18 protein-coding genes are annotated in these 22,642 nt (G+C 64.6%); 1 reads left to right on the top strand and 17 read right to left on the bottom strand.

Annotation, left to right across the window (positions count from 1 at the left end; translation table 11 throughout):
• Positions 1-2 precede the first annotated feature (2 nt).
• The 14 genes from KF796_12865 to KF796_12800 all read right to left on the bottom strand — a co-directional run bounded on the left by KF796_12865 (position 3) and on the right by KF796_12800 (position 17,871).
• Positions 3-794 (bottom strand): SDR family oxidoreductase, encoded by a 792-nt coding sequence (locus KF796_12865; protein ID MBX3587524.1) that lies wholly within the window; start codon positions 792-794, stop codon positions 3-5.
• An 84-nt stretch (positions 795-878) separates the two neighbouring features.
• Complete coding sequence (locus KF796_12860; protein ID MBX3587523.1) at positions 879-1,082, bottom strand: hypothetical protein; 204 nt, start codon at positions 1,080-1,082, stop codon at positions 879-881.
• Complete coding sequence (locus KF796_12855; GenBank protein MBX3587522.1) at positions 1,082-2,929, bottom strand: acyl-CoA dehydrogenase; 1,848 nt, start codon at positions 2,927-2,929, stop codon at positions 1,082-1,084. The genes KF796_12860 and KF796_12855 overlap by 1 nt, the downstream gene beginning before the upstream one ends.
• Before the next feature lie 73 nt (positions 2,930-3,002).
• The gene (locus KF796_12850; protein ID MBX3587521.1) at positions 3,003-4,178 is read right to left on the bottom strand and encodes an acetyl-CoA C-acyltransferase; all 1,176 of its coding nucleotides are present in this window, start codon (positions 4,176-4,178) and stop codon (positions 3,003-3,005) included.
• Between the two features lie 27 nt (positions 4,179-4,205).
• Positions 4,206-5,681, bottom strand: coding sequence for a M20 family peptidase (locus KF796_12845; GenBank protein MBX3587520.1), 1,476 nt, complete (start codon positions 5,679-5,681; stop codon positions 4,206-4,208).
• A gap of 11 nt (positions 5,682-5,692) precedes the next feature.
• Entirely contained in the window at positions 5,693-7,792 is a 2,100-nt protein-coding gene (locus KF796_12840; protein MBX3587519.1) for an enoyl-CoA hydratase/isomerase family protein, read from the bottom strand.
• Between the two features lie 115 nt (positions 7,793-7,907).
• Complete coding sequence (locus KF796_12835; GenBank protein ID MBX3587518.1) at positions 7,908-8,603, bottom strand: ABC transporter ATP-binding protein; 696 nt, start codon at positions 8,601-8,603, stop codon at positions 7,908-7,910.
• Entirely contained in the window at positions 8,603-9,376 is a 774-nt protein-coding gene (locus KF796_12830) for an ABC transporter ATP-binding protein (protein ID MBX3587517.1), read from the bottom strand. The genes KF796_12835 and KF796_12830 overlap by 1 nt, the downstream gene beginning before the upstream one ends.
• Entirely contained in the window at positions 9,377-10,687 is a 1,311-nt protein-coding gene (locus KF796_12825; protein ID MBX3587516.1) for a branched-chain amino acid ABC transporter permease, read from the bottom strand.
• A 2-nt stretch (positions 10,688-10,689) separates the two neighbouring features.
• Positions 10,690-11,637 (bottom strand): branched-chain amino acid ABC transporter permease, encoded by a 948-nt coding sequence (locus KF796_12820; protein ID MBX3587515.1) that lies wholly within the window; start codon positions 11,635-11,637, stop codon positions 10,690-10,692.
• Between the two features lie 108 nt (positions 11,638-11,745).
• Positions 11,746-12,981: a branched-chain amino acid ABC transporter substrate-binding protein gene (locus KF796_12815; GenBank protein ID MBX3587514.1), complete on the bottom strand. Its 1,236-nt coding sequence runs from the start codon at positions 12,979-12,981 to the stop codon at positions 11,746-11,748.
• A gap of 194 nt (positions 12,982-13,175) precedes the next feature.
• Positions 13,176-14,807, bottom strand: coding sequence for a fatty-acid--CoA ligase (locus KF796_12810; protein MBX3587513.1), 1,632 nt, complete (start codon positions 14,805-14,807; stop codon positions 13,176-13,178).
• A gap of 101 nt (positions 14,808-14,908) precedes the next feature.
• Positions 14,909-16,057 (bottom strand): ABC transporter substrate-binding protein, encoded by a 1,149-nt coding sequence (locus KF796_12805; protein ID MBX3587512.1) that lies wholly within the window; start codon positions 16,055-16,057, stop codon positions 14,909-14,911.
• Between the two features lie 113 nt (positions 16,058-16,170).
• A complete protein-coding gene (locus KF796_12800) occupies positions 16,171-17,871 on the bottom strand; it encodes a carboxylesterase family protein (GenBank protein MBX3587511.1) in 1,701 nt (566 codons plus the stop codon).
• A 214-nt stretch (positions 17,872-18,085) separates the two neighbouring features.
• On the opposite strand from KF796_12800, the gene KF796_12795 reads away from it, so the two are divergent.
• Positions 18,086-19,066 (top strand): AraC family transcriptional regulator, encoded by a 981-nt coding sequence (locus tag KF796_12795; GenBank protein MBX3587510.1) that lies wholly within the window; start codon positions 18,086-18,088, stop codon positions 19,064-19,066.
• A gap of 27 nt (positions 19,067-19,093) precedes the next feature.
• Here the strand turns inward: KF796_12795 and KF796_12790 are convergent, their stop codons facing one another.
• From KF796_12790 to KF796_12780, 3 genes are read right to left on the bottom strand one after another with little or no spacing between them, the layout of a single operon-like run.
• Positions 19,094-20,839: a carboxylesterase family protein gene (locus KF796_12790; GenBank protein MBX3587509.1), complete on the bottom strand. Its 1,746-nt coding sequence runs from the start codon at positions 20,837-20,839 to the stop codon at positions 19,094-19,096.
• A 33-nt stretch (positions 20,840-20,872) separates the two neighbouring features.
• Entirely contained in the window at positions 20,873-21,520 is a 648-nt protein-coding gene (locus KF796_12785) for a hypothetical protein (protein MBX3587508.1), read from the bottom strand.
• Between the two features lie 2 nt (positions 21,521-21,522).
• Positions 21,523-22,521: a PHB depolymerase family esterase gene (locus tag KF796_12780; protein MBX3587507.1), complete on the bottom strand. Its 999-nt coding sequence runs from the start codon at positions 22,519-22,521 to the stop codon at positions 21,523-21,525.
• Positions 22,522-22,642 lie beyond the last annotated feature (121 nt).

Here is a 22,642-nt window from a genome sequence, read left to right as displayed (position 1 = left end):
CTTCAGCCTCCGGTAATCACGCTCACGCCCCCGTCCACCGCCAGCCACTGGCCCGTGATGTGCTTGCCGGCATCCGACGCATACAGCAGCGTGATGCCCTTGAGGTCTTCGTCGTCACCCAGGCGCTTGAGTGGCGCATGCGCAGCCAGCTTTTCCTCGCCCAGGGCCTTGAGCGTGCCCATGGTCATCTTGCTGGGGAAAAAGCCCGGGCAGATGGCATTGACGGTGATGTTGTACTTGCCCCATTCACAGCCCAGCGCGCGCGTGAAGTTGACCACCGCGCCCTTGGAGGTGTTGTAGGCCACGGTCTGCATCTCGGGCGGGTTGCCGCCCAGGCCGGCGATGCTGGCCAGGTTGATGATGCGGCCCTGCTGGCGCGGGATCATGCTGTGCTTGGCCACGTGCTGGCTCAGGATGAAGTAGCCGCGGATGTTGAGGTTCATCACCTTGTCCCAGGCCTCGACCGGGTGGTCCTCTGCCGGGGCACCCCAGGCGGCGCCCGCGTTGTTGACCAGGATGTCGATCTGGCCCATGCGCTGCAGGGTTTCGTCGGCCAGCCGGCGGATGTCTTCTTCCCTGGCGCAATCGGCGGCGATCCAGCGCGCGTCAATGCCCGCGGCCTGCAGATCGGCCACGGCTTGTTCCAGGTCCTCGGCCTTGCGCGAACTCAGCATGATCCTGGCGCCGGCCTCGCCGAGCGCGTGGGCCATCTGCAGGCCCAGGCCGCGCGAGCCGCCGGTCACGAGCGCGGTCTTGCCGCTCAGGTCAAACAATTGCTGGATGGTTCGGGTCATCTGGGTGTCCTCTTTGGGGGGGTCAGGTAAACGTTGATTGTGCGACGGTTGACGGGGCCGCGCATGTCCCGGGCGCGATTCCCGTCAGCTGTCTTCGCGCAGGCGCGAGCGCACCCAGATCAGGACGACGCCGGCCGCGGCGAGCAGCGCGCCAGTCACCATCAGCAGCGTGGCGGCGACGGGGCTCGATTCGCGCGCCGCCAGGCCCAGCACCAGCATGAGCAGGCCCGCGTAGATGCAGATCCAGACGCCGCGTTCGACCCAGGCGATGGCCCTGGCCGAGGCCATCAGAACGCCTCTTCAGGCATGTCGGCACAGGTCAGGTCGCGTTGGGAGACCACCTGCAGCCAGGCCCCTATCTTGGGCAACTCATAATGGAAGAAATAGGCGGTAGCCCGCAGCCGGCCGGCATGTGCTGCTACCGAATTGCTAGCGTCCAGTGGTGGGACGGCGAGCGCCACATCCAGCCAGATCCAGGCCAGCACCATGTGGCCAAAGGCCTGCATGTAGGGCACGGCGTTGGGCAGTGCGTCGGCCGGATCACCCGTGGACCAGGCGGCCTTGGTCGCGGCGCCCACCTGCTGCAGGGCCTGGCCCAGCGCGTTGGCGTGGGCCGCAAGATCGGGCCGCTGGATGGCGCGCTCGATGGTCGCGTTGATGCGCGCAGCGAGCAGTTGCAGGCCCTTGCCACCTTCCATGAGCACCTTGCGGCCCAGCAGGTCCGCGGCCTGGATCCCATGCGTGCCCTCGTGGATCATGTTCAGGCGATTGTCGCGCCAGTACTGCTCGACAGGGAAGTCGCGCGTGTAACCATAGCCACCGTGGATCTGGATCGCCAGTGAATTGGCCTCCAGGCACCATTCGCTGGGCCAGCTCTTGGCAATGGGCGTGAGCACTTCCAGCAGCAGCCGCGCCTCGTCAGCGGCGGCGGCATCGCCCGTGTGCTGCTCATCGACAAGGCGCGCGCAGTACAGCTCCAGGGCCAGAGCGCCCTCGCAATAGCTCTTCTGGGCCAGCAGCATGCGCTTGACGTCGGCATGTTCAATGATGCGGACCTGCGGCTGCGACGAGTCCTTGCCTGCCTGGCCTGCGCCGCTTTTCTGTACGGGCCGCCCCTGGGGCCGGTTGCGCGCGTAGTCGAGCGAGGCATAGTAGCCCGCCAAGCCCAGCATCACCGCCGCCGTGCCCACGCCAATGCGCGCCTCATTCATCATGTGGAACATGCAGCGCAGGCCTTCGTGCGGCTTGCCCACGAGGTAGCCCACGGCGCCGGCCTGCCCGTCCACCGGGAATTTGCCTTCACCGAAGTTCAGCAGCGTGTTGGTGGTGCCGCGCCAGCCCAGCTTGTGGTTCAGGCCGGCCAGGGCCACGTCATTGCGCACGCCGGTGAGTTGCCCCTGCGTATCCACCAGTTTCTTGGGCACGATGAACAGCGAGATGCCGCGTGTGCCCGGAATCAGCTTGCCATCGGGCCCGGGGATCTTGGCCAGCACCAGGTGGATGATGTTTTCGGTCAGCTCGTGCTCGCCCGCCGAAATCCACATCTTGTTGCCCTTGAGGCGGTAGCGCGGGCCGAGCGGATCGGTTTCGGCGCCCTCGCCGTCCGGCACGGCGCGGGTGGTGATGTCGCTCAGCGACGAGCCCGCATGCGGTTCGCTCAGGCACATGGTGCCCGAGAAGCGGCCGGCAAATTCATTGCGCGCAAACACGGCCTTCTGCATCTCGGTGCCATGCACCAGCAGCAGGTTGGCATTGCCCTTGGTCAGCAGGCTCGAGCCCATGCTGACCGAGGCCAGGCCGAAGAAGCCGTTGGCGGCCGCCTCGATCGTGTAGGGCAACTGCATGCCACCCTCGTCGTGGTCCTGGGCGGCGCTGAGCATGCCTGACTCGGCATAGGCCCGGTTGGCGTCATGCGTGCACTGGGGCAGGATGACCTTGTCGCCGTCGAAGCGGGGCTCCTCTATGTCCACCGTGCGGTTGAACGGCGCGTATTTCTCGCGCGCAATGCGCTCGCAGGTGTCCAGCACCGCATCAAAGGTTTCGCGCGAGTGGTCGGCAAAGCGCTCGCGCTGGTTCAGGCCTTCGGCCTGGAGCCAGTCGTAGAGCAGAAAATCAAGCGTGGGGCGAAGACTCATGACGGAACCTCAAGTGACACGGGCCAAAGCCGCGCGCGAACGCGTTGCCTTGGCCCGCTGTGCAGAGCGCGGATTAAAGAACTTCGAAGACGCCAGCCGCGCCCATGCCGCCGCCAATGCACATGGTCACGACCACGCGCTTGGCGCCGCGGCGCTTGCCCTCGATCAGGGCGTGGCCGGTCAGGCGCTGGCCGCTCACACCGTAGGGGTGGCCCACGGCAATTGCGCCACCGTTGACGTTCAGGCGGTCCGCCGGGATGCCCAGCTTGTCGCGGCAGTACATGACCTGCACGGCAAAGGCTTCATTGAGTTCCCACAGGTCGATGTCATTGACCGTCAGGCCCAGGCGCTTGAGCACCTTGGGCACGGCGAACACGGGGCCAATGCCCATTTCGTCGGGTTCGCAGCCGGCCACGGCAAAGCCCAGGAAGCGGCCCAGAGGCTTCAGGCCGCGCTTGCTGGCCAGCTCTTCGCTCATGACCACGCAGGCGCCGGCGCCGTCAGAGAACTGGCTGGCATTGCCGGCCGAGATCACGCCACCGGGGATGGCGGGCTTGATGCCGCTGATGCCTTCCTTGGTCGTGCCTTCGCGCAGGCCTTCGTCGGCGCTCACGGTCACTTCCTTGGTGATCAGGCCCATGACGGCGTCTGCCACGCCGGCCTTGACCGTGATGGGGGCGATTTCGTCGTTGAACTTGCCGGCGGCCTGGGCGGCGCAAGCTTTCTGCTGGCTGGCGGCGCCGTACTCGTCCATGGCGTCGCGGCCAATGTTGTAGCGCTTGGCGACCTGCTCGGCCGTCTGCAGCATGTTCCAGTAGATCTCGGGCTTCTTCTTGTTCAGTTCGGGGTCGCGCATCATGTGCGTGTTCATTTCCTGCTGCACGCAGGAAATGCTTTCCACGCCACCGGCCACATAGACGTCGCCTTCACCGGCAATGACGCGCTGGGCCGCCAGGGCAATGGTCTGCAGGCCCGACGAGCAGAAGCGGTTCACGGTCACGCCCGACACGGTGATGGGGCAGTCGGCCATCAGCGCGATCTGGCGCGCGATGTTGGCGCCCGTGGCGCCTTCGGGGTTGGCGCAGCCCATGATCACGTCTTCCACCTCGGCGGCATCAATGCCGGCGCGCTGGATGGCGTGCCTGACGGCGTGCCCGCCCAGCGTGGCGCCATGGGTCATGTTGAAGGCGCCTTTCCAGCTCTTGGCGAGCGGTGTGCGGGCGGTGGAGACAATTACGGCGTTGGTCATGGCAGGGCCTTTCTGAAGTGTTGGGAGTCAGGGCGTTGCAGCGGTGTTGCGCAACAGTTGGTGATAAAAGCGGACCAGCTCGGCCAGGTTGGTGCTGGCGATGCGTTCGTTGGTGCCGTGAAAGCGCGACAGGTCTTCCGGCTTCGCGCGCACCGGCGAGAAGCGGTAGACATGGTCACTGATGGCGCTGAAATGGCGCGAATCCGTGGCCGCCACCATCAGGCCCGGCGCGACGATGGCCTCGGGGAACAGCGAGCGCACCGTGCGGTTGATCAGCTGGTACGAACTGGATGCCGTGGGTGAAATGGGCGAAGGCTCGGCACTGCCCGGCAGCGCGGAGAGTTCGAATCGGTCGTTGGCGGCCTTGTCCTTGACGTGCTGCATGACGCTGTCGCGCGTGTCGCCAGGCAGCAAACGGAAGTTCACCGTGGCCTCGGCCATGCCGGGGAGCACGTTGTCCTTGTTGCCGGCGTTCACGATGGTCAGCGCCGTGGTGGTGCGGATCATGGCGTTGGTGCTGGCGCCCTTTTCAAGCTGGGCCCGCACCAGCGGGCCAAACAGCCACAGGTTGCTCAGCGCCACGCGGCCAAAGCCGCTCATCTCGGGGGCCACGGTCTCGAACATCTCGCGCGCCACGCCGCGGATGCTCGCGGGCAGCTGCTCGTCGTCCAGGCGGCGCAAGGCCGCGCTCATCATGGCAATGGCGCTGCTGCCCTGCGGTGGTGGCATGGACGAATGGCCCGGCGTGGCCGGCACCTTCATGACCACCGACAGGTAGCCTTTTTCGGCGATGCCGATCAGTGCTGCCGGCCGGCTCAGGCCCGGCATAATGCCGTCGGTGATCAGCAGGCCTTCGTCGATGACGAAGTCGAGCTTGACGTTGCGTGACTGCAGCAGCCTGGCGATCTGCGCCGCGCCGCGCAGGCCCCCTACCTCTTCATCGGCGCCCGAGGCCAGGTAGATGGTCTGGCGCGGCTTGAAGCCGCTGGCCACGAGCATCTCGAGGGCCTCAAGCTGCGAGATCAGGTTGGCCTTGTCGTCCCAGGCGCCGCGGCCCCAGACGAAGCCGTCCTTGATTTCGCCGGCGAATGGCTCTGCCTTCCAGTTGGCTTCCGTGCCCGGGGCAATGGGCACCACGTCCTGGTGCGCCATCAGCATGATGGGCAAGGCCTTCGGGTCGCTGCCCGGCCAGGTGTAGAGCAGGCTCAGGCCACCGACAACCTCGCGCTGCAGCGTGGCATGAACCCTGGGGAAGCGTTGTGCGAGGTAGGCGTGGAACTTGCGGAACTCTTCGGCGTTGAGCTGCGGGTCTTCGTGGCTGGAGATGGTCTTGAAGCGGATCGCACCTGACAGCTTGTCGGCCAGGCCCTTCTCGTCAATGGCCAGCGGGGGGGCCGGCGGCACGTCAATCTGGCGCGAGCCCTGGCGCAGGGTGTTGATGGCCACCGCCGCCACAAGCAGCAGCACCACCCCCACCAACGCCAGCAACACGCGCTTGATCATGACGTGGAACTTCAGTTGAAGCCCTTGCCCTCAGCCACCAGCTTGGTCAGCAACGGCGCCGGCTCCCAGAACTTGGCATCGTCCAGCGGGTTTTTCTGGAAGCGCTTCATGGCTTCGACCACGTTGAACAGGCCTACCTGGTCGGCGTACTGCATCGGGCCACCACGGTAGATCGGGAAGCCGTAGCCCGTGAGGTAGACCATGTCGATGTCGCCGGATTTGGAGGCAATGCCGTCTTCCAGGATGTGCGCACCCTCGTTGACCAGTGCAAACACCAGGCGCTGCACGATTTCCTCGTCCGAAATCTTGCGCGGCGTGATGCCCAGTTCCTTGCGATGGTCCTCGATCATCTTGTTGACCAGGTCAGACGGGATGGCATCGCGTTTGCCCGGCTTGTAGTCATACCAGCCGGCACCGGTTTTCTGGCCAAAGCGGCCCAGCTCGCACAGCTTGTCGGCGGTGCGGCTGTATTTCATGTCGGCGCGCTCGGTGGCACGGCGCTTGCGGATGGCCCAGCCAATGTCGTTGCCCGCCAGGTCGCCCATGCGGAACGGGCCCATGGCAAAGCCGAACTTCTCGATAGCCTTGTCCACCTGCTGCGGCAGCGCACCTTCGTCCAGCAGGAAGCCGGCCTGGCGGCTGTACTGCTCGATCATGCGGTTGCCGATGAAGCCATCGCACACGCCCGAGACCACGGCCGTCTTCTTGATCTTCTTGCCAATGGCCATGACCGTGGCCAGCACGTCCTTGGCGGTCTTCTCGCCGCGCACCACCTCCAGCAACTTCATGACGTTGGCAGGGCTGAAGAAGTGCATGCCGACCACGTCCTGCGGGCGCTTGGTGAACGAGGCGATCTTGTTCACGTCCAGCGTGGACGTGTTGGACGCGAGGATGGCGCCGGGCTTCATCACGCGGTCAAGTTCCTTGAAGACCTTTTCCTTGACGCCCATTTCCTCGAACACGGCCTCGATCACGAGGTCGGCGTCCTTGAGCTCGTCGTAGCTCAGCGTGGTGCTCAGCAGGGCCATGCGCTGGTCGTACTTGTCCTGCTTGAGCTTGCCCTTCTTGACCTGGGCTTCGTAGTTCTTGCGGATAGTGGCAACGCCCTTGTCCAGCGCCTCCTGCTTCATCTCCAGGATCTTGACCGGGATGCCGGCATTGAGGAAGTTCATGGAAATGCCGCCGCCCATGGTGCCGGCACCAATCACGGCCACCGACTTGATGTCGCGCTTGGGCGTGTCCTCGGGCACATCGGGAATCTTGGAGGCAGCGCGCTCGGCCACGAACAGGTGGCGCAAGGCGCGGCATTCGGGCGTGAACATCAGCGCCGTGAAAATCTCGCGCTCCAGCACCATGCCGTCGTCAAACTTCATCTTGGTGGCGGCCTCGACGGCGTCCACGCACTTGGCGGGCGCCGGATAGTTCTTCGCCATGCCCTTGACCATGTTGCGGGCAAACTGGAAGTAGGCGTCGCCCAGCGGGTGCTTGGCCTTCATGTCGCGCACCAGTGGCAGCGGACGCGTGTCGGCCACGGAGCGGGCCAAGGCCAGGGCTTCCTCAGCCAGCGACTCGGCCGATGCAGCCATCTTGTCGAACAGCTTCTGGCCGGGCAGCTGCGCCAGCATCTCGCTCTTGACGGGCTCGCCGCTGACGATCATGTTGAGCGCGGCTTCCACGCCGACCACGCGCGGCAGGCGCTGCGTGCCACCCGCGCCGGGAATCAGGCCCAGCTTGACCTCGGGCAGCGCAATGCTGGTGCCCGGTGCGGCAATGCGGTAGTGGCAACCCAGTGCCAGCTCCAGCCCGCCGCCCATGGCCACCGAGTGCATGGCGGCCACCACGGGCTTGGCCGAGTTCTCCAGCGCGATGATGACCGACAGCAGATTGGGTTCGGCCAGGGCCTTGGGCGTGCCGAACTCCTTGATGTCGGCGCCACCTGAAAACGCCTTGCCGGCGCCCGTGATGACGATGGCCTTGACGGCGGCATCGGCGTTGGCTTTGGACAGGCCATCGGTCAGGCCGACGCGGGTCGCATGACCCAGGCCATTGACCGGCGGGTTGTTCATGGTGATCACGGCGACGTCGCCGTGAACTTTGTATTCAGCGGTCATGCTGGGAGTCCTCAATGGGTTGGAAAAGAACGGTCGTTCGTTTTTGATTGTAGGGAGATTATGCTGCGCTGCAACGGGGCCTTGTCACAGGTGGGACAAAAGACCCCGCCGGGGCTCAAACTTCGAGCCACTCCTTGCGAATATAGGCGTCAGCGCGCAGGCTGTCAGGCGTGCCTTGAAACACGATGCTTCCATGGCCCATGACCAGCGCGCGGTCCGACACCTTCATGGCGATGGTGAGCTTCTGTTCAATCAGCAAGACGGAGATGCCGCGCGACTTCAGGGTCAGCAGGTATTCACCCACCAGTTCGACGATCTTGGGTGCCAGGCCTTCGGTGGGCTCGTCGATGATGATCAGGTCCGGATCGCCCATCAGGGTTCGGCACAGCGTGAGCATCTGCTGCTCGCCGCCCGACAGCACGCCTGCTTCGGTGTGCTGGCGTTCCTTGAGGCGCGGGAACATGGTGTACATGTCATCAAACGACCAGCGGCCGCCCTTGCCCTTGCCTTTCTGCCCGAGCAGCAGGTTCTGGTGCACGGTGAGTTTGGGGAAGATGTCGCGGTTCTCGGGCACGTAGCCCAGGCCCAGGTGCGCGATCTCGTAGGCCTTGCGGCCCATGATCTCCTGCTGCTTCCACAGCAGGGACCCCTGGCAGTCCACCATGCCCATGATGGCCTTGGCGGTGGTGGAGCGGCCGGAGCCGTTGCGCCCGAGCAGCGCGACGATCTCGCCCTGATTGACGTTGAAGCTCACGCCATGCAGCACATGGCTCTTGCCGTAGAAGGCGTGAAGGTTGTCGATTTGCAGCATCAGTGGGCTCCCCCGGCCTGTTCGTCGGCCACATGCGAGCCCAGGTAGGCTTCCTGCACGCTCTGGTTGGCACGCACGGCGTCCGGTGTGTCAAAGGCCAGGACTTCGCCGTACACCACCACGGCGATCTTGTCGGCCAGGCCGAACACCACGCCCATGTCGTGCTCGACGGTCAGCAGGGTCTTGCCCACGGTGACTTCCTTGATCAGGTCGATGAAGCGCGAGGTCTCGGATTTGCTCATGCCCGCCGTGGGTTCGTCCAGCAGGATCACGTTGGCCCCGCCGGCAATGGTGATGCCGATCTCCAGGGCGCGCTGCTCGGCGTAGGTGAGGTTGGTGGCCAGCACGTCGCGCTTCCTGTCGAGCTTGATCATTTCCATGAGTTCCTCGGCCCGGTCGTTGGCGTCGTCCAGGTCGGCCAGGAATTTGAGGAAGGTGTACTTGTAGCCCAGGCTCCAGAGCACCCCGCAGCGCAGGTTCTCGAAGACGCTGAGCTTGGGGAAGATGTTGGTGATCTGGAAGCTGCGCGACAGCCCCAGCCGGTTGATCTGGAACGGCCGCAGGCCATTGACGCGCTGGCCATTGAGCAGCACTTCGCCGCTCGTGGGTTCGAAGCGGCCACTGATCAGGTTGAACAGCGTGGACTTGCCCGCGCCATTGGGGCCGATGATGGCAATGCGCTCACCCGCGTTCACGGCGAGGTTGACCCCGCGGATGATCTCGGTCCGCCCGAAACTCTTGCGCAGGTCTTTCAGTTCAAGTGCGTAGCTCATTCAGAGGGCCTCCCGGCGCTTGATTTCTTTTTCGATGTATTCCTGGATGGCGCCCCACTCACGGACAAACTGGCGGCGCGTGACCTCGAACAGGAACAGGCCCGTGAGCATCACAAACCCCGAGCCGAACCAGCTGCTGAAGCCCTTGGCGTTGAGGTGCGCGCCCATGAATTTCAGCTCCGGCCCCAGGGCCGCGTTGAGCTGCAGGTGGTAGACCATCTCGATCATCGCGGCGGCCCCCACCAGCGTGACCAGGGCCGTCACCGCCAGCGCAAGGTAGCTGACCCAGAGCTGCTTGAGCTTGCCGAACGAGGCCACCCGCAGGTTCATCATGATCAGGCTGGCCACGCCACCAGGCGCATACATCACCATGAACAGGAAGGTCAGGCCCAGGTACAGCAGCCAGGCCTTGGTGAGCTCTGACAGCAGCACGAAGGCCAGCACCATGAGGATGGCGCCAATGATCGGCCCGAAGAAGAAGGTGGCGCCGCCAAGGAAGGTGAACAGCAGGTACGCGCCCGAGCGCGGACCGCTGACCACCTCCGACGTCACGATCTCGAAATTCAGCGCGGCCAGCCCGCCCGAGATGCCGGCAAAGAACGCCGCGATCACAAAGGCGAAGTAGCGCACCTTCTGGGTGTCGTAGCCCACGAACTCCACGCGTTCGGGGTTGTCACGCACCGCGTTCAGCATGCGGCCCAGCGGGGTGCGCGTGAACGCAAACATCAGCCCGGTGCAGATGAAGGTGTAGATGGCAATGAGGTAGTACAGCTGGATCTGCGGCCCGAAGGTGATCCCCAGTGCGTGGGCAATGCCCCCTGCATTGGCCCCGGTGACGCGGTTGCCCGAAATGCCGCCCTCGCCGCCAAAGAATTCGGGGAACATCAGCGCCATGGCCCAGACCAGCTCGCCGATGCCCAGCGTGATCATGGCAAATGGCGTGGCGGCCTTCTTGGTGGTGACCCAGCCCAGGATGACCGCAAAAAACGCGGCCGAGAGGCCCCCGGCAATGGGAACCAGGGTCACCGGCAAGGGCAAGGCGCCCTTGCTCACCAGGTTGAGCGTGTGGATGGCCAGGAACGACCCGAGCCCAGAGTACACCGCATGGCCAAAGCTGAGCATGCCGCCCTGCCCCAGCAACATGTTGTAGGACAGGCAGACAATGATCGCGATGCCCATCTGGCTGAGCATGGTGTGCGACAGGCTGCTCGTGAAGACCATGGGCGCCACCAGCAGCAGCGCCGCGAACAGGCTCCAGACGATCCAGCGGCCCACATTGAATGGTTTGAATTGGTAGTAGTTCTTCTGCATGATCAACCCTCGCGCGTGCCGAGCAGGCCCTTGGGCCTGAATATCAGGATCAGCACCAGGAACATATAGGGCAGGATGGGCGCGATCTGGCTGATCTTGAGCTTCCACAGCGCATAGCCAAATGTCTGCGGCGTGACCGTGACCCCCACGGTCTTGGCGGCCCCCAGCAGGGAGGCGTCGATGCCCACCGCAAAGGTCTGGATCACGCCGATCAGCACCGACGCCACGAAGGCGCCCGACAGCGAGCCCATGCCGCCGACCACCACCACCACAAAGATGACGGAACCGACCGTGGCGGCCATGCCGGGCTCGGTGACAAAGGCGTTGCCGCCAATGACCCCGGCCAGCCCCGCCAGCGCGGCGCCGCCGCCAAACACCAGCATGAACACGCGCGGCACGTTGTGCCCCAGCGATTCCACCGCCTCGGGGTGGGTCAGCGCGGCCTGGATGACCAGGCCAATGCGGGTTCGCGTGAGCAGCAGCCAGATGGCCAGCAGCATCAGCAGCGCCACCAGCATCATGAAGCCGCGGTAGATCGGGAACTGCGTGCCGTAGATCGTGAACAGCGGGCCATCCAGCAGGGCCGGCACGCGGTAGTCGACCGAACTGGTGCCCCAGATCAACTGGACCATTTCGAGCACGATGAAACTCAGGCCGAAGGTGATCAGCAGTTCGGGCACATGCCCGAACTTGTGCACCCGGCGCAGGCAGTATTTTTCGAAAGCCGCGCCCAGCACCCCGACCAGCAGCGGCGCGACAAACAGGGCCGGCCAGTAGCCGACCAGTTCGGTGGTGCTGTAGGCAAAGTAGGCGCCAAGCATGTAGAAGCTTGCATGCGCGAAGTTGAGCACGCCCATCATGCTGAAAATCAGCGTGAGGCCCGAACTCAGCATGAACAGCAGCAGCCCGTAGCTGAGACCGTTCAATAACGAAATGGTGAAAAACTCCATGCTGTACCCGCGTGGTTGGTGGCAGTGCCGGGCCGGGGCGGCAACAAAAAGGCCGGGATGGCGAGCGCTATCCCGGCCTGTCCTCCGGCGTCAGGAAATCCGGCCGGCTCAGCCCGGACGCTTCATCTGGCAGCTGGTCGGCGTGCTGGCCACATAGGGCTCCATCTGCTTGATGGGGGCGAAGGTGTAGCCCGTGTTTTCCACGCTGTAGGGGTACTTCTTGTCGGCTTTCTGCCACTTGGTCACGAACATGGACTGCTGCAGCTGGTGGTCGGAGGCGCGCATGGTCACGTCGCCGGCAAAGCTCTTGACCGTCAGGCCTTCCATGGCCTTGGCCACGGCGACCGGGTTGGTCGAGTGGGCCTTGGCCATGGCGGCGCCCAGCAGGTTGATGCCGTTGTAGGTGGCGAAGGTGTAGTAGTCGTCGTTGAACTTCTTCTTGAACTCGGCGCCCATCTGGCCCAGCTCGCCCCCATGGTTGGCGTGGCCGTAGGCGATCACGTAGACCTCGTCGGCGCCGGCGGCGGCCAGGGCCGTGGGCGTACCGGTCACACCGGCGTAGTAGGTGTACATCGGAATCTTGAGGCCGGCGTCGCCCAGGGCCTTCACCAGCAGCGTCAGATCCTGGCCCCAGTTGCCGGTCACGATGGCATCGGCGCCCGACTGTTTGATCTTGGCCACGTAGGGCGAGAAGTCCTTGACCTGGCCAATGGGGTGCAGGTCTTCACCAACGATCTGCACGTCGGGGCGCTTGCGTGCGATGCCTTCCTTGAAGTACTTGGCAACCTGGTGGCCGTGCGAGTAGTTCTGGCCAATGATGTAGACCTTCTTGACCTTGGGCTGGTCCTTCATGAAGGAGGTCAGCGCTTCCATCTTCATGGTGGTGTCGGCGTCCAGGCGGAAGTGCCAGTAGTCGCACTTCTCGTTGGTCAGCGCCGGGTCCACGGCGGCGTAGTTCAGATAAACCACTTCCTTGCCGGGGTTGCGCGAGTTGTGCTTTTCCACCGCATCAAGAATGGCCGCGGCGGCGCCCGAGCCGTTGCCCTGGGTCACATAGCGAAAGCCCTGGTCAATGGCGGCCTTCAGCGTGTTCAGGCTTTCCTGGGGAGAGCCCTTGTTGTCAAAGCCGACGACTTCGAACTTCACGCCCGCGGGGTTCTTGGCGCCCGAGAAATGGTCAGCCACAAACTGCCAGCTCTTGAGCTGGTTCTGGCCCACATTGGCGAACGGGCCCGACAGCGGGTCCATGAAGGCGATCTTGACGGTCTCGCCCTTCTGGGCATAAGACACGCCTGCGGCCACCATGATGGCGGACGCGACGACGGTTTTGAGGGCAAATTTCATTGGGTGTCTCCTTGGTTGACTGACAGCGCGCAGAGTACAAGTTTTTGTGCAGTGCAGCGCTCAGGGATTGCCCCTAAGCAGGGGCTTTTCTATCGCCCAGGTGACAGTGTGGACACTCGCCGCCCACCTGCGTTCCGCACTGCGGGCAAATGGGGATCGGCGTGCACCACAACGGCACAAGGGTCATGAACCTGTCATGCGGCAGGCAGCTTGTAATCCTTCAGTATTTCCCGCAGCCGGGTCTTGAGGATCTTGCCGGTCGCGCCCAGCGGGATGGCGTCCACGAACACGATGTCGTCGGGCAACTGCCACTTGGCCACGGTCTTGCCCTGGTAGAAGGCGAGCAGTTCCTCGCGCGTCACTTCCATGCCGGGCCTCTTGACGATGGCCACGATGGGGCGCTCGTCCCACTTGGGGTGGGGCACGCCAATGCAGGCGGCCATGGCCACGGCCGGGTGCGCCACGGCGATGTTCTCGATGTCGATGGAGCTGATCCACTCGCCACCGGACTTGATCACGTCCTTGCTGCGGTCGGTAATCTGCATGTAGCCGTCAGGGTCAATGGTGGCGACGTCGCCCGTGGGGAACCAGCCGTCCACCAGCGGGTCGCCGCCCTCGCCCTTGAAATATTCGCGCACGATCCACGGCCCCTTGACGTACAGGTCACCAAAGGCCTTGCCATCCCATGGCAGTTCCTGGCCGTCGTCGCCGACGATCTTCATGTCGACCCCGTAGATGGCCCGTCCCTGCTTGAGCCGGACCTTCATTTTTTCCTCGGCCGACATTTCAAGGTGCTTGTTCTTGAGCGTGCACAGCGTGCCCAGCGGGCTCATCTCGGTCATGCCCCAGGCGTGCAGCACTTCCACCCCATAGTCGTCATTGAAGGCGGTGATCATGGCCGGCGGGCAGGCCGAGCCGCCGATGACCGTGCGCTTGAGCGTGGAAAAGCGCAGGTTCGCAGGCTTCATGTGGCCCAGCAGCATCTGCCAGACCGTGGGCACGCCGGCCGCATAGCTGACCTTCTCGGCCTCGATGAGTTCGTACACCGACTTGCCATCGAGTGCCGGGCCGGGAAACACCAGCTTGGCGCCGGTCAGCGCGGCCGAATAGGGAATGCCCCAGGCGTTGACGTGGAACATGGGCACCACGGGCAGCACCGCGTCGCGGGCACTGAGGCACATCACGTCCGGCAGGGCCGCCGCGTAGGCGTGCAGGATGGTGGAGCGGTGGCTGTACAGGGCCGCCTTGGGGTTGCCCGTGGTGCCGCTGGTGTAGCACATGCTCGAGGCCGAATTCTCGTCAAACACCGGCCAGGCATAGGTGACCGGCTGGGAACCCATCCAGGTCTCGTAGCTCATCAGGTTGGGAACGCCGCTGTCGGCTGGCAGCTTGTCGGCATCGCACATCGCGATCCAGTGCTTGATGGTGGTGCATTTGCCGTGCACGGCCTGGATGATCGGCAGAAACGTGAGGTCAAAGCACATGACCTGGTCTTCCGCGTGGTTGGCGATCCAGGCGATCTGGTCGGGGTGCAGCCGCGGATTGACGGTGTGCAGCACCCGTCCCGAGCCGCTCACGCCAAAGTAAAGCTCCAGGTGCCGGTAGCCGTTCCAGGCCAGCGTGGCCACGCGGTCGCTGAACCCGAGCTTCAACCCATCAAGCGCATTGGCGACCTGGCGCGACCGGGCGGCCACGTCCCGGTAGGTATAGCGATGCAGATCGCCCTCCACGCGGCGGGACACGATCTCGGCATCGCCATGGTGGCGTTCGGCGAAATCGATCAAAGAAGAAATCAGCAGCGGTTGGCTTTGCATCAAACCCAGCATGGGTACTACTCCTTGAGGCATGTGTTTCGGGTCCTTATCCTAGTCTGTGGCGGCGTGGTTTGGAAAGCAGGGTTTCGCCCATGCGACAGCGCCCCCTCTGGCTAACGCGTGAATTTCTGTCCCGCGCCGATGATGACGAGTTCGACATGCCGCGAACCCTGGCGGGCGTCCTTGCCGAAACCGACTTCGAACCCGCCCAGGTCCACGCGCTTCATGTCCTCCAGTGCCGCGATGAAGCGCGTGCGGGTGAGTTCCCGGCCGGCGCGCCTCAAGCCCTCGGCGAATACCCGGGCATTGAGGTAGGCCTCGAACCCCAGGAACGAAATGTTGTGGAAGCCGGACTTCTGCATGGCGGCACGGTATTCGCGCGCGGCCGGATTGCCGTAGCTCCACGGAAAAGGCACCACGGAGGTCACCACGACCCCTACCCCGTCGGCTCCGAGCGCGCGCAGGGTGGCCTGGGTTCCCATCACCGACAGCGTGTAAAAGCGCATGCCCTTGCGGACCTTGTTGTAGGCCTTGATGAAGTCCACCGTTGCGCGCCCGGTGGTGATCATGATGATCACCTCGGGCCGCGTGTCATGCAGGGCCGCCACGGCCTTGTCGGTGTCGGAGGCGTCCGGCTCGATCGGGGCGCTGGAATACACCTTGAGCCCGCGTTTGGCCATGGCCTTGTGAACGCCGTCAAGCCCGTCCTTGCCAAAGCCGTTGTTGATCCACAGAACCGAGATGCGCCCCACGCCAATCGTGGTGAGGTGCTGGACCAGCTTCTCGGTTTCGTCCGCGTAGCTGGCGCGGATGTTGAAGACATGGTTGATCACGGGTTCCCGGATCAGCGTGGCGCCCGTGAACGGCGCGATCAAGGGCACCGCTGGCTTCTCTTTTTCAAGCAGCGGCAGCACCGCCGCCACATTGGATGTGCCCGTCATGTTCATGAGCGCGAAGACCTTGTCTTCGTCGATCATCTGGCCAACCACCTTGACCGTGTTGGCCGCCACATAGCCGTCATCGCGCGTCACCATCCGCACCCGCCGGCCGTGGATGCCCCCTTTGGCGTTCACGCCGTCAAAGTAGGCCTGCGTGCCGTTGACGATGTCGGGCGCCAGTTCGGCCAGGGGGCCGGTGAGGGCCAGGGATTGCCCCACCACGATCTCGCGATCGGCCACGCCGGCTTCCGTGGCCGTGGCGCCGTGCGCTCCGAGCGTCATGGCCAGCAGCAGCCAGACCCAACGTTCCAGATATCTTTTCATGCTTGTCTCCATCACTTCATTCGGGGCTTGCTTGAAGGACGAGCGCGAGTCTGCCCGGGCGGCGACAGGTGGGCAACACATGTCGTCGCGCCGACAGATCGGACCCGGCTGACTTATCTAGCGGTGATACGGGCCTGGGCCAGGCTGGCATCAAACGACAGGCTCGCAGGCCAGGGCGCCCAGCTGACACCCAAGGCCGCATGGTTGGGATCACCCGTGCGCGCAAAGGCACCGATGCTTGCCATCATGGCGGCCGACAGGGCAAGGCGCCCGCCCTTGTTGGCCTCGCTGTTGGTGGCATTCGAGAACACCGAGGGTCCGAAATTGCCGAAGATGAAGGGCAGGTCGAAAGCATGGGCGGCGCCATACAGCGTGTTCCAGGGCGCGGGTTCCTGCGCCCAGTCAAACTGGTAGTACCAGACATTCTGCTGGCGGGTTTTGAGCGTGTTCAGCACGTTGTTGCGGCTGGGCGTCGTGAACGCCGCGCCGAGCAGAGCAGTCTTCGCGTTCCAGCCTGTGACTGGCGCCTGCGACGGCACATAGGCGGGATCCAGGACGTCCGCCTCGGTCAGCGTGGCAGGCGCATTGGGGTTGAAGTCCGCCATCATGGCAAAGCGTGTGGCGTCGCTCACCTTGAAGCCGGGCGGCCCGCCAAACAGCGTCAGGAACGGCGCAAACAGTTTGCCCTCCTCGGCTGTATTGCCCGCGAGGACAGGGACCTTGTTGTAGTTGCCCGCGGCAATGGCGCCGATGGGATCGGCGGGCAGCACCGTGCCATCCGGGATGGGGCCAGAGCCTGTCAGACCCGCGGCGAGCACGGTTGTCAGTATCGTCTGCGCGTCCTTGCTGCGCAGGTAGTCGGCGATCTGCGTCGGGGACTGGCCCGCCACCCAAGCCTGCGCCGATGCCGTGTCGGTGGCCTTGCCATCGGCGATCGCCAGCCGGACCAGCAGGGCATTGCCTTGCGCCAGGTAGGCCGCCGCCGGATTCAATGTGGGCAAGGTACCGGCGGGAAGGTTCGACGCGAGGGAAATGCCACCGCTCAGAGGAATCACCTTGTGAAACAGGCCCGCGCCAAGAGGGCTCGCCAGAAGTGCCCAGGTATTGATGGCGCCCGCCGATTGCCCCATGAGCGTCACATTGCCCGGGTTGCCGCCAAAGCTGGCAATATTGTCCCTGACGAACCCGAGCGCCTGAAGGATGTCCAGCAGCGCAAAGTTGCCCGAGTCCTCCGGGCCACCACCGGTTTTGAGCTGCGGCAGGTTCATGAAGCCCAGCACGCCGAGACGGTAATTGGTCGTGACTACCACGGCATTGGTTGCCTTGGCCAGCGCGGCACCGTCGTAAACCGGATCAGCGGTGTAGCCGGAGATGTTGCTGCCGCCATAGACAAACACGATCACCGGAAGGTCCTTGGCGTCGCCCGCGGGCCGCCAGATATTGAGGGTCAGGCAATCCTCGCTGCCCACCGGCGTGTTGAGCGTGGCCGCGATGCTTGCGTCATAGGTGTTGTGGGCGCCTGGCCCGTAGATGCGGCCGTTCTGGAGGCACGCCTGGCCAAAGGCCTGTGCCGTGCGCGTGCCGCTCCAGTTGTCGGGCGCCACCGGGGCCTTCCACCGCAGGGCACCGATGGGGGGCTTGGCAAATGGCAGGCCTTTCCACGAATACGTGCCACTGCCCAAGGCATCGTTGGTGCCCTGCACCTTGCCATAAACCGTGGTTCTGAACTCCGGCCCATCGGACCCGCCGCATGCCGCCAGCAAAGCGCCCGCGCACAGCGCGGCCGCAGGCCAAAGCCTGTTCTTCAAACTCATGATCAGTCTCCTGTTACGGGTAAATAGCAGCTTGCGCCGGCCCGCGAAATCATTTCGAATTGCCGTCGAATCAGGTGTGTGAATCGACAGAAAAATTCTAGGCAGCAAGCGCTGTTTCACCGGTATCGCAATGCAGCCAATCCAATGACTTCACAACACCATTCCTGACATGGAGCGCACCAGTTCATCCACCTGGGTCAAGGGCGTGGCCGAGATGTTTGCTTCACAGGGCATCGATGTGCCACGCCTGTTCCGCGCCGCGCAGCTGGACATGCGGCAACTGGACGACCCCGACGCACGCTTCACCGCCGAGAAGGTGTCGCAGCTCTGGGAACTGGCAGTTGCGTGGTCGGGCAACCCCGCGCTGGGCATGAGCCGCGACCTCTCGGCCCGCTATGTCAATTTCGATGTGGTGGGTTATGCCATGCTGGCCTGCTCCAGCCTGCGCGCGGCCCTGGAGAATCTCGCGCGTTACCTCGCGTTGATTTCCGACGCCGCCACCTTCCAGCTGATGCCCGAGGGGGGCGAATGCTGGCTGGTGCTGGGCCACATGGGCAACACCCGCCGCGTCCCGCGCCAGCGCCAGGAGTACGGCCTGCTCACCTTGCTGACCCTGTGTCGCTGGCTCGCGCGGCGCGAGCTCCCCGCCCTGCGTGCCGACTTCATCTTTCCCGTGCCGGCGCAGATGGCCCCCTACGAAGCGGCATTTGAATGCCCGCTCCGATTCGATCAGCCCGCCACGCGCATCCTGCTGGCCAGCGAAGATCTGGATGCTCCCATGCCATCACGCAACGCGCCGTTGCTGGCCCTGCACGAGCGGGTCATGAATGAGCGCCTGGTCAGCCTGGGCAATGTCAGCACCAGTTACCGGGTCACCGGGGAAATTGTGCGAAGGCTGCACACGGGTGAGCCGCGGCGGGAGGACATTGCCGCCAGCCTGGCCCTGACCGACCGCACCCTGCAGCGCCGCCTCCATGCCGAGAAAACGTCTTACCAGCAGTTGCTGGACGAAGCCCGCCGCGAGCTGGCCCGCAAGTACCTCGCCGATGACCGCCATTCGCTGGCCCAGATCGCAGACCTGCTGGGCTTTGTGGACCAGAGCAATTTTTTTCGCGCCTGCAGGCGCTGGTTCGGTCTGCCCCCGGGGCAGTACCGTCAGCAGCTCAGAGCCTCGCCGCTGACGGCGGGCGCCTGAACCGCCTGCCACACCATCGCGCGGTGTTCAGTGCAGCCCGTCGCGCAACGGGTCCACGTTGGCGGGCAAGGCGCCAAAGTCAATCACGCCATGCACGAAATCCTTCTGCTGCTGCGACAGCAACTGGTAGCGAGGCCAGAACAGCAGATAGTCGTCCGCCGACATGCGGGAGCTGTTGTCGAACACCATGCGCTTGACGTAGCCACAGATGTTGCAGGTGTAGTTGGTCCAGTCGTTCCAGAACGTCTGCCCGTCGAACAGCTGGCTCGGGCTGCCCGTCCTTGCAAAGGTCGCCACGTGCCGGATAAAGCGGTCCGAGAGCGCCTGGCGGCTGGCGCTGTTGCCCGCGTCCCAGGCGAAGTGCATGAAATTGGGCTCGGCGGTCACGTAGTTGCCGAACAGCAATGCCACGTCAATGCCATGGAAGGCGCCGAAAGTGTCCTTCCACGGCGCGGGCGTGTCGTCCCAGTTGAAGTTGTAGCGGTACAGCCGGTTGGGCCCGCTGGTCAGGCGCAGCAGGCGCAGCGTGTTGTCAATGGTCAGGTCCAGCGCGTAGGTGATGACTTCGTGCGTGGGCTTGTAGATCGGCTGGAACTCGGGTTTGATCAGGTCGTTGAACGACACTGATCCGGCTGGCGCGTAGTTGGCAAACTGCCAGTACTGCGCGGCACTGGGTCTGCCCATGCCGAAAGAATAGGCGAAGTAGGAACCTTCGTCATGGGTGGTGCCGATGATCAGTGGAACGTGGTTGTAGTTGCCGGCAACCAGGTCCACCAGGCCGCCAGACCGGATCACGGTGCCGTCGGTGAAGTGACCGGGCACGATGGGACTGGGCGTGAACTTCATCACTTGCGCGGCCGTGGCACCACGCAACAGGTCCCGAACCTGGGCATGGTTCATGGCCAGCCGCTGGGCTGCCGCCTGGGCCAGCGTGGAGGCACGGCCGCTGTCCACCAGCAGGTTGTCCACCAGAGACTCGGCGGCCAGCGCGCCCACCGCCGCGGGGTAACCGTTGGGAATACCCGACATGCACAGCGCGCGCTGGAACTTGCCCGCAGCCAGCGGCGACTGCAACAGGCCCCAGGTATTGATGCAGCCAGCCGATTGCCCTGCCACCGTCACAAGGTCAGGGTTGCCACCGAAGGCCCGCGCGTTCGCACGCACCCAGTCGAGCCCACGGATGAGGTCCAGCGTTGCGTAGTTGCCTGAGTCGTCACGCGCATCACCGGTCTTGAGCGACGGGTGATTCAGGAAGCCGAGCATGCCCAGCCGGTACTGCACCGTGACCACCACCATGTTGGCCTTGCTGGCAAGGTAGGCTCCGTTGTACAGCGGTTCGCGCGCCGATCCCTTGACATTGCTGCCGCCGTGGATCCAGAAAAAAACCGGCAGGTTGTCAGCGCTTGAGTTGGGTCGCCAGACGTTCAGGTACAGGCAGTCTTCATTTCCCACGGGCTGCCCGAACGTGGCAGGGTCCGGCTCACCGAAGAAGCTGCCCACCTGCGCGCACATGGGCGGGAGGCTGGTGGCCGCGCGCGCGCCAGCCCATGGGACGGGTGGCTGTGGCGCGCGCCAGCGCAGGGCCCCCACGGGTGGCTGGGCAAAGGGAATGCCGAGGAACGCCTGGGTGTTGCTGGCATCGGCGCGGCCGTAGATCTGCCCGGCATCGAGCGTGCGTGTCAGGCTCTGGTTGTAGGCGGCCAGTGCCTGTCCGCTGGCGGCAAGACCCAGCATCAAGGCCATGAGTCGCAGGGCCCGCATCGGAAAATTCATGTTCATCTCCTCGTTCTGTGAAAAGGAATCGGCTCATGGGTTGGCTGAAGGGCGCCCGCCCATGGCCTGGGTTGGGGCACGCAGGGCCAGCAGCGTGGCGCGGGTCCGGGCCTCTTCGGCCGCATAAAAGGCATCGGCCACGGCGGGGCCCAGGTGCTCGCGGCGCAAGGCCACCACGCGGTCGAACAGGTCCTGCGCAGTCGCCACGTCCTCGGTCGCGCGCGGGCGGGTCAGCAGCCAGGTTTCGGCGCGGCTGTAGAGCAGATAGTGGTGCAGCAGTCGCAGGGCCGCGGAAGCCTGCGGCTCGGCGAGTCCTTCGGTCACCGTGCCCTCGATGCGCTCCAGTTCCGTCAGGCTGTGCTGGGGCGGCAGCCTGGCCACCAGGGCCGCGAGCCGCTGCTCCACCGCCTCATCCACGATCAGGTTGCCGGCCGGATCCACCCTGAATACCGTGTTGCGCTCGGCTCCGTCCGGCCGCTTCAGGATCCGGGGACGCCCGGTCTGCGCCAGGGCCGGCGCCGTCACTGCCGTGGCGCCGGGCTGCGACGGCTGTGGTGCGGCGGATGCCGCCGCGGCCATCGGTGGCGCTGGCGCCACGACGATCTGGCGGCGCCCGGTCTGGTACCAGTAGATCATCGCGCAGGCGGCCAGTCCGGCAGCCAGGGCCATGAGCAACTTCATGGTCAACGCCTGTAGTTCTTGAAGAAGTCCCAGCTGATGCCGGTGGCGTCCGGGCCGCGCTCGTCGCTGAAAGGCAGCACCGGCGGGCCACCGCTCCAGGCGTGGTTCATGCCCTCCACGGTGTACTTCTGGGCCACGACCACGCCTGCGCTGCTATGGAAGGTGGCCACGGTGTAGCTCCTGCCACCCGGCACCGGCGCGCTGTGGCGAGTGATGCTGGTGGCCAGGTAACGCGCGCTGTCGTTGTCCTGTCCGTCATCGCCCAGGTCGTTGGTCTGCACGAACTGCTGCACCGTCTGGTCCCCATTGAGGGGATTCACCACCAGGTCGGACGTGCCGTGGAAAACCAGCATGGGCATGAGGCGGCGTGGCGAGCCCGCGCATTTCCAGGCGTCGCGGCCGCGCACGTCGGGGTCGTAGGGGCTGCCCAGAAGCAGGGATTCGGCCGAGGTCACCAGCCCCACCCCGCCCTTGTACATGCCGCCCGAATGCACGGCCGCCGCCGCGAATACTTCCGAATAGCACGCGGCCAGCGTGGACGTCATGGCGCCACCCGCGGAAATGCCGGTGACGTAGACCCGGGCGTTGTCCACGCTGTAGCGGCTCTTCACACGGTTGACGATCCCCATGAGAATGGAAGGTTCCCCGCTGCCGCGGGCCTGGTTGACCGGGAGCATGAAGTTCCAGCAGCGCGACGGGTTGGAGGTCACGTTCTGGCGCGGGTAGACCACGATGAAGTTTTCACGGTCGGCCAGTTCGTTGAAGCGGCTGACCAGCGCGGTGCTGTTGGGATCGGTCACGCAGCCGTGCAGCACCAGCACCATGGGCAATGGCGTGCCGGCGCGGTAGCCTGAGGGCAGCCAGGTCTGGTACTCGCGGGCCCCCCAGATGTTGGCGTAGAGGTCAAAGGCCCACTGGCCCGCCGAGGCGGGCAGGCCGGCCAGCAGGCCCAGTGAAGCGAGCAAAGTGGCGACCAGCCGTCGCAGATGGCGAAAGTTCATGTTTTGTCTCCATGGCGTCTTGCGGTTCAAGTTCTGTTTTTTTGCGGGACAACCCGCCAAAAAAATGTACGGTTGGAGATTTCAGGGGCTGCTATCCGAACCCGCCACATCGATGACTTTG

It is taken from the genome of Ramlibacter sp. (assembly GCA_019635435.1).
Classification (GTDB): domain Bacteria; phylum Pseudomonadota; class Gammaproteobacteria; order Burkholderiales; family Burkholderiaceae_C; genus JAHBZM01.
Note: the sequence above shows the minus strand (reverse complement) of the source record. Positions and strands in the feature narration are given on the sequence as shown.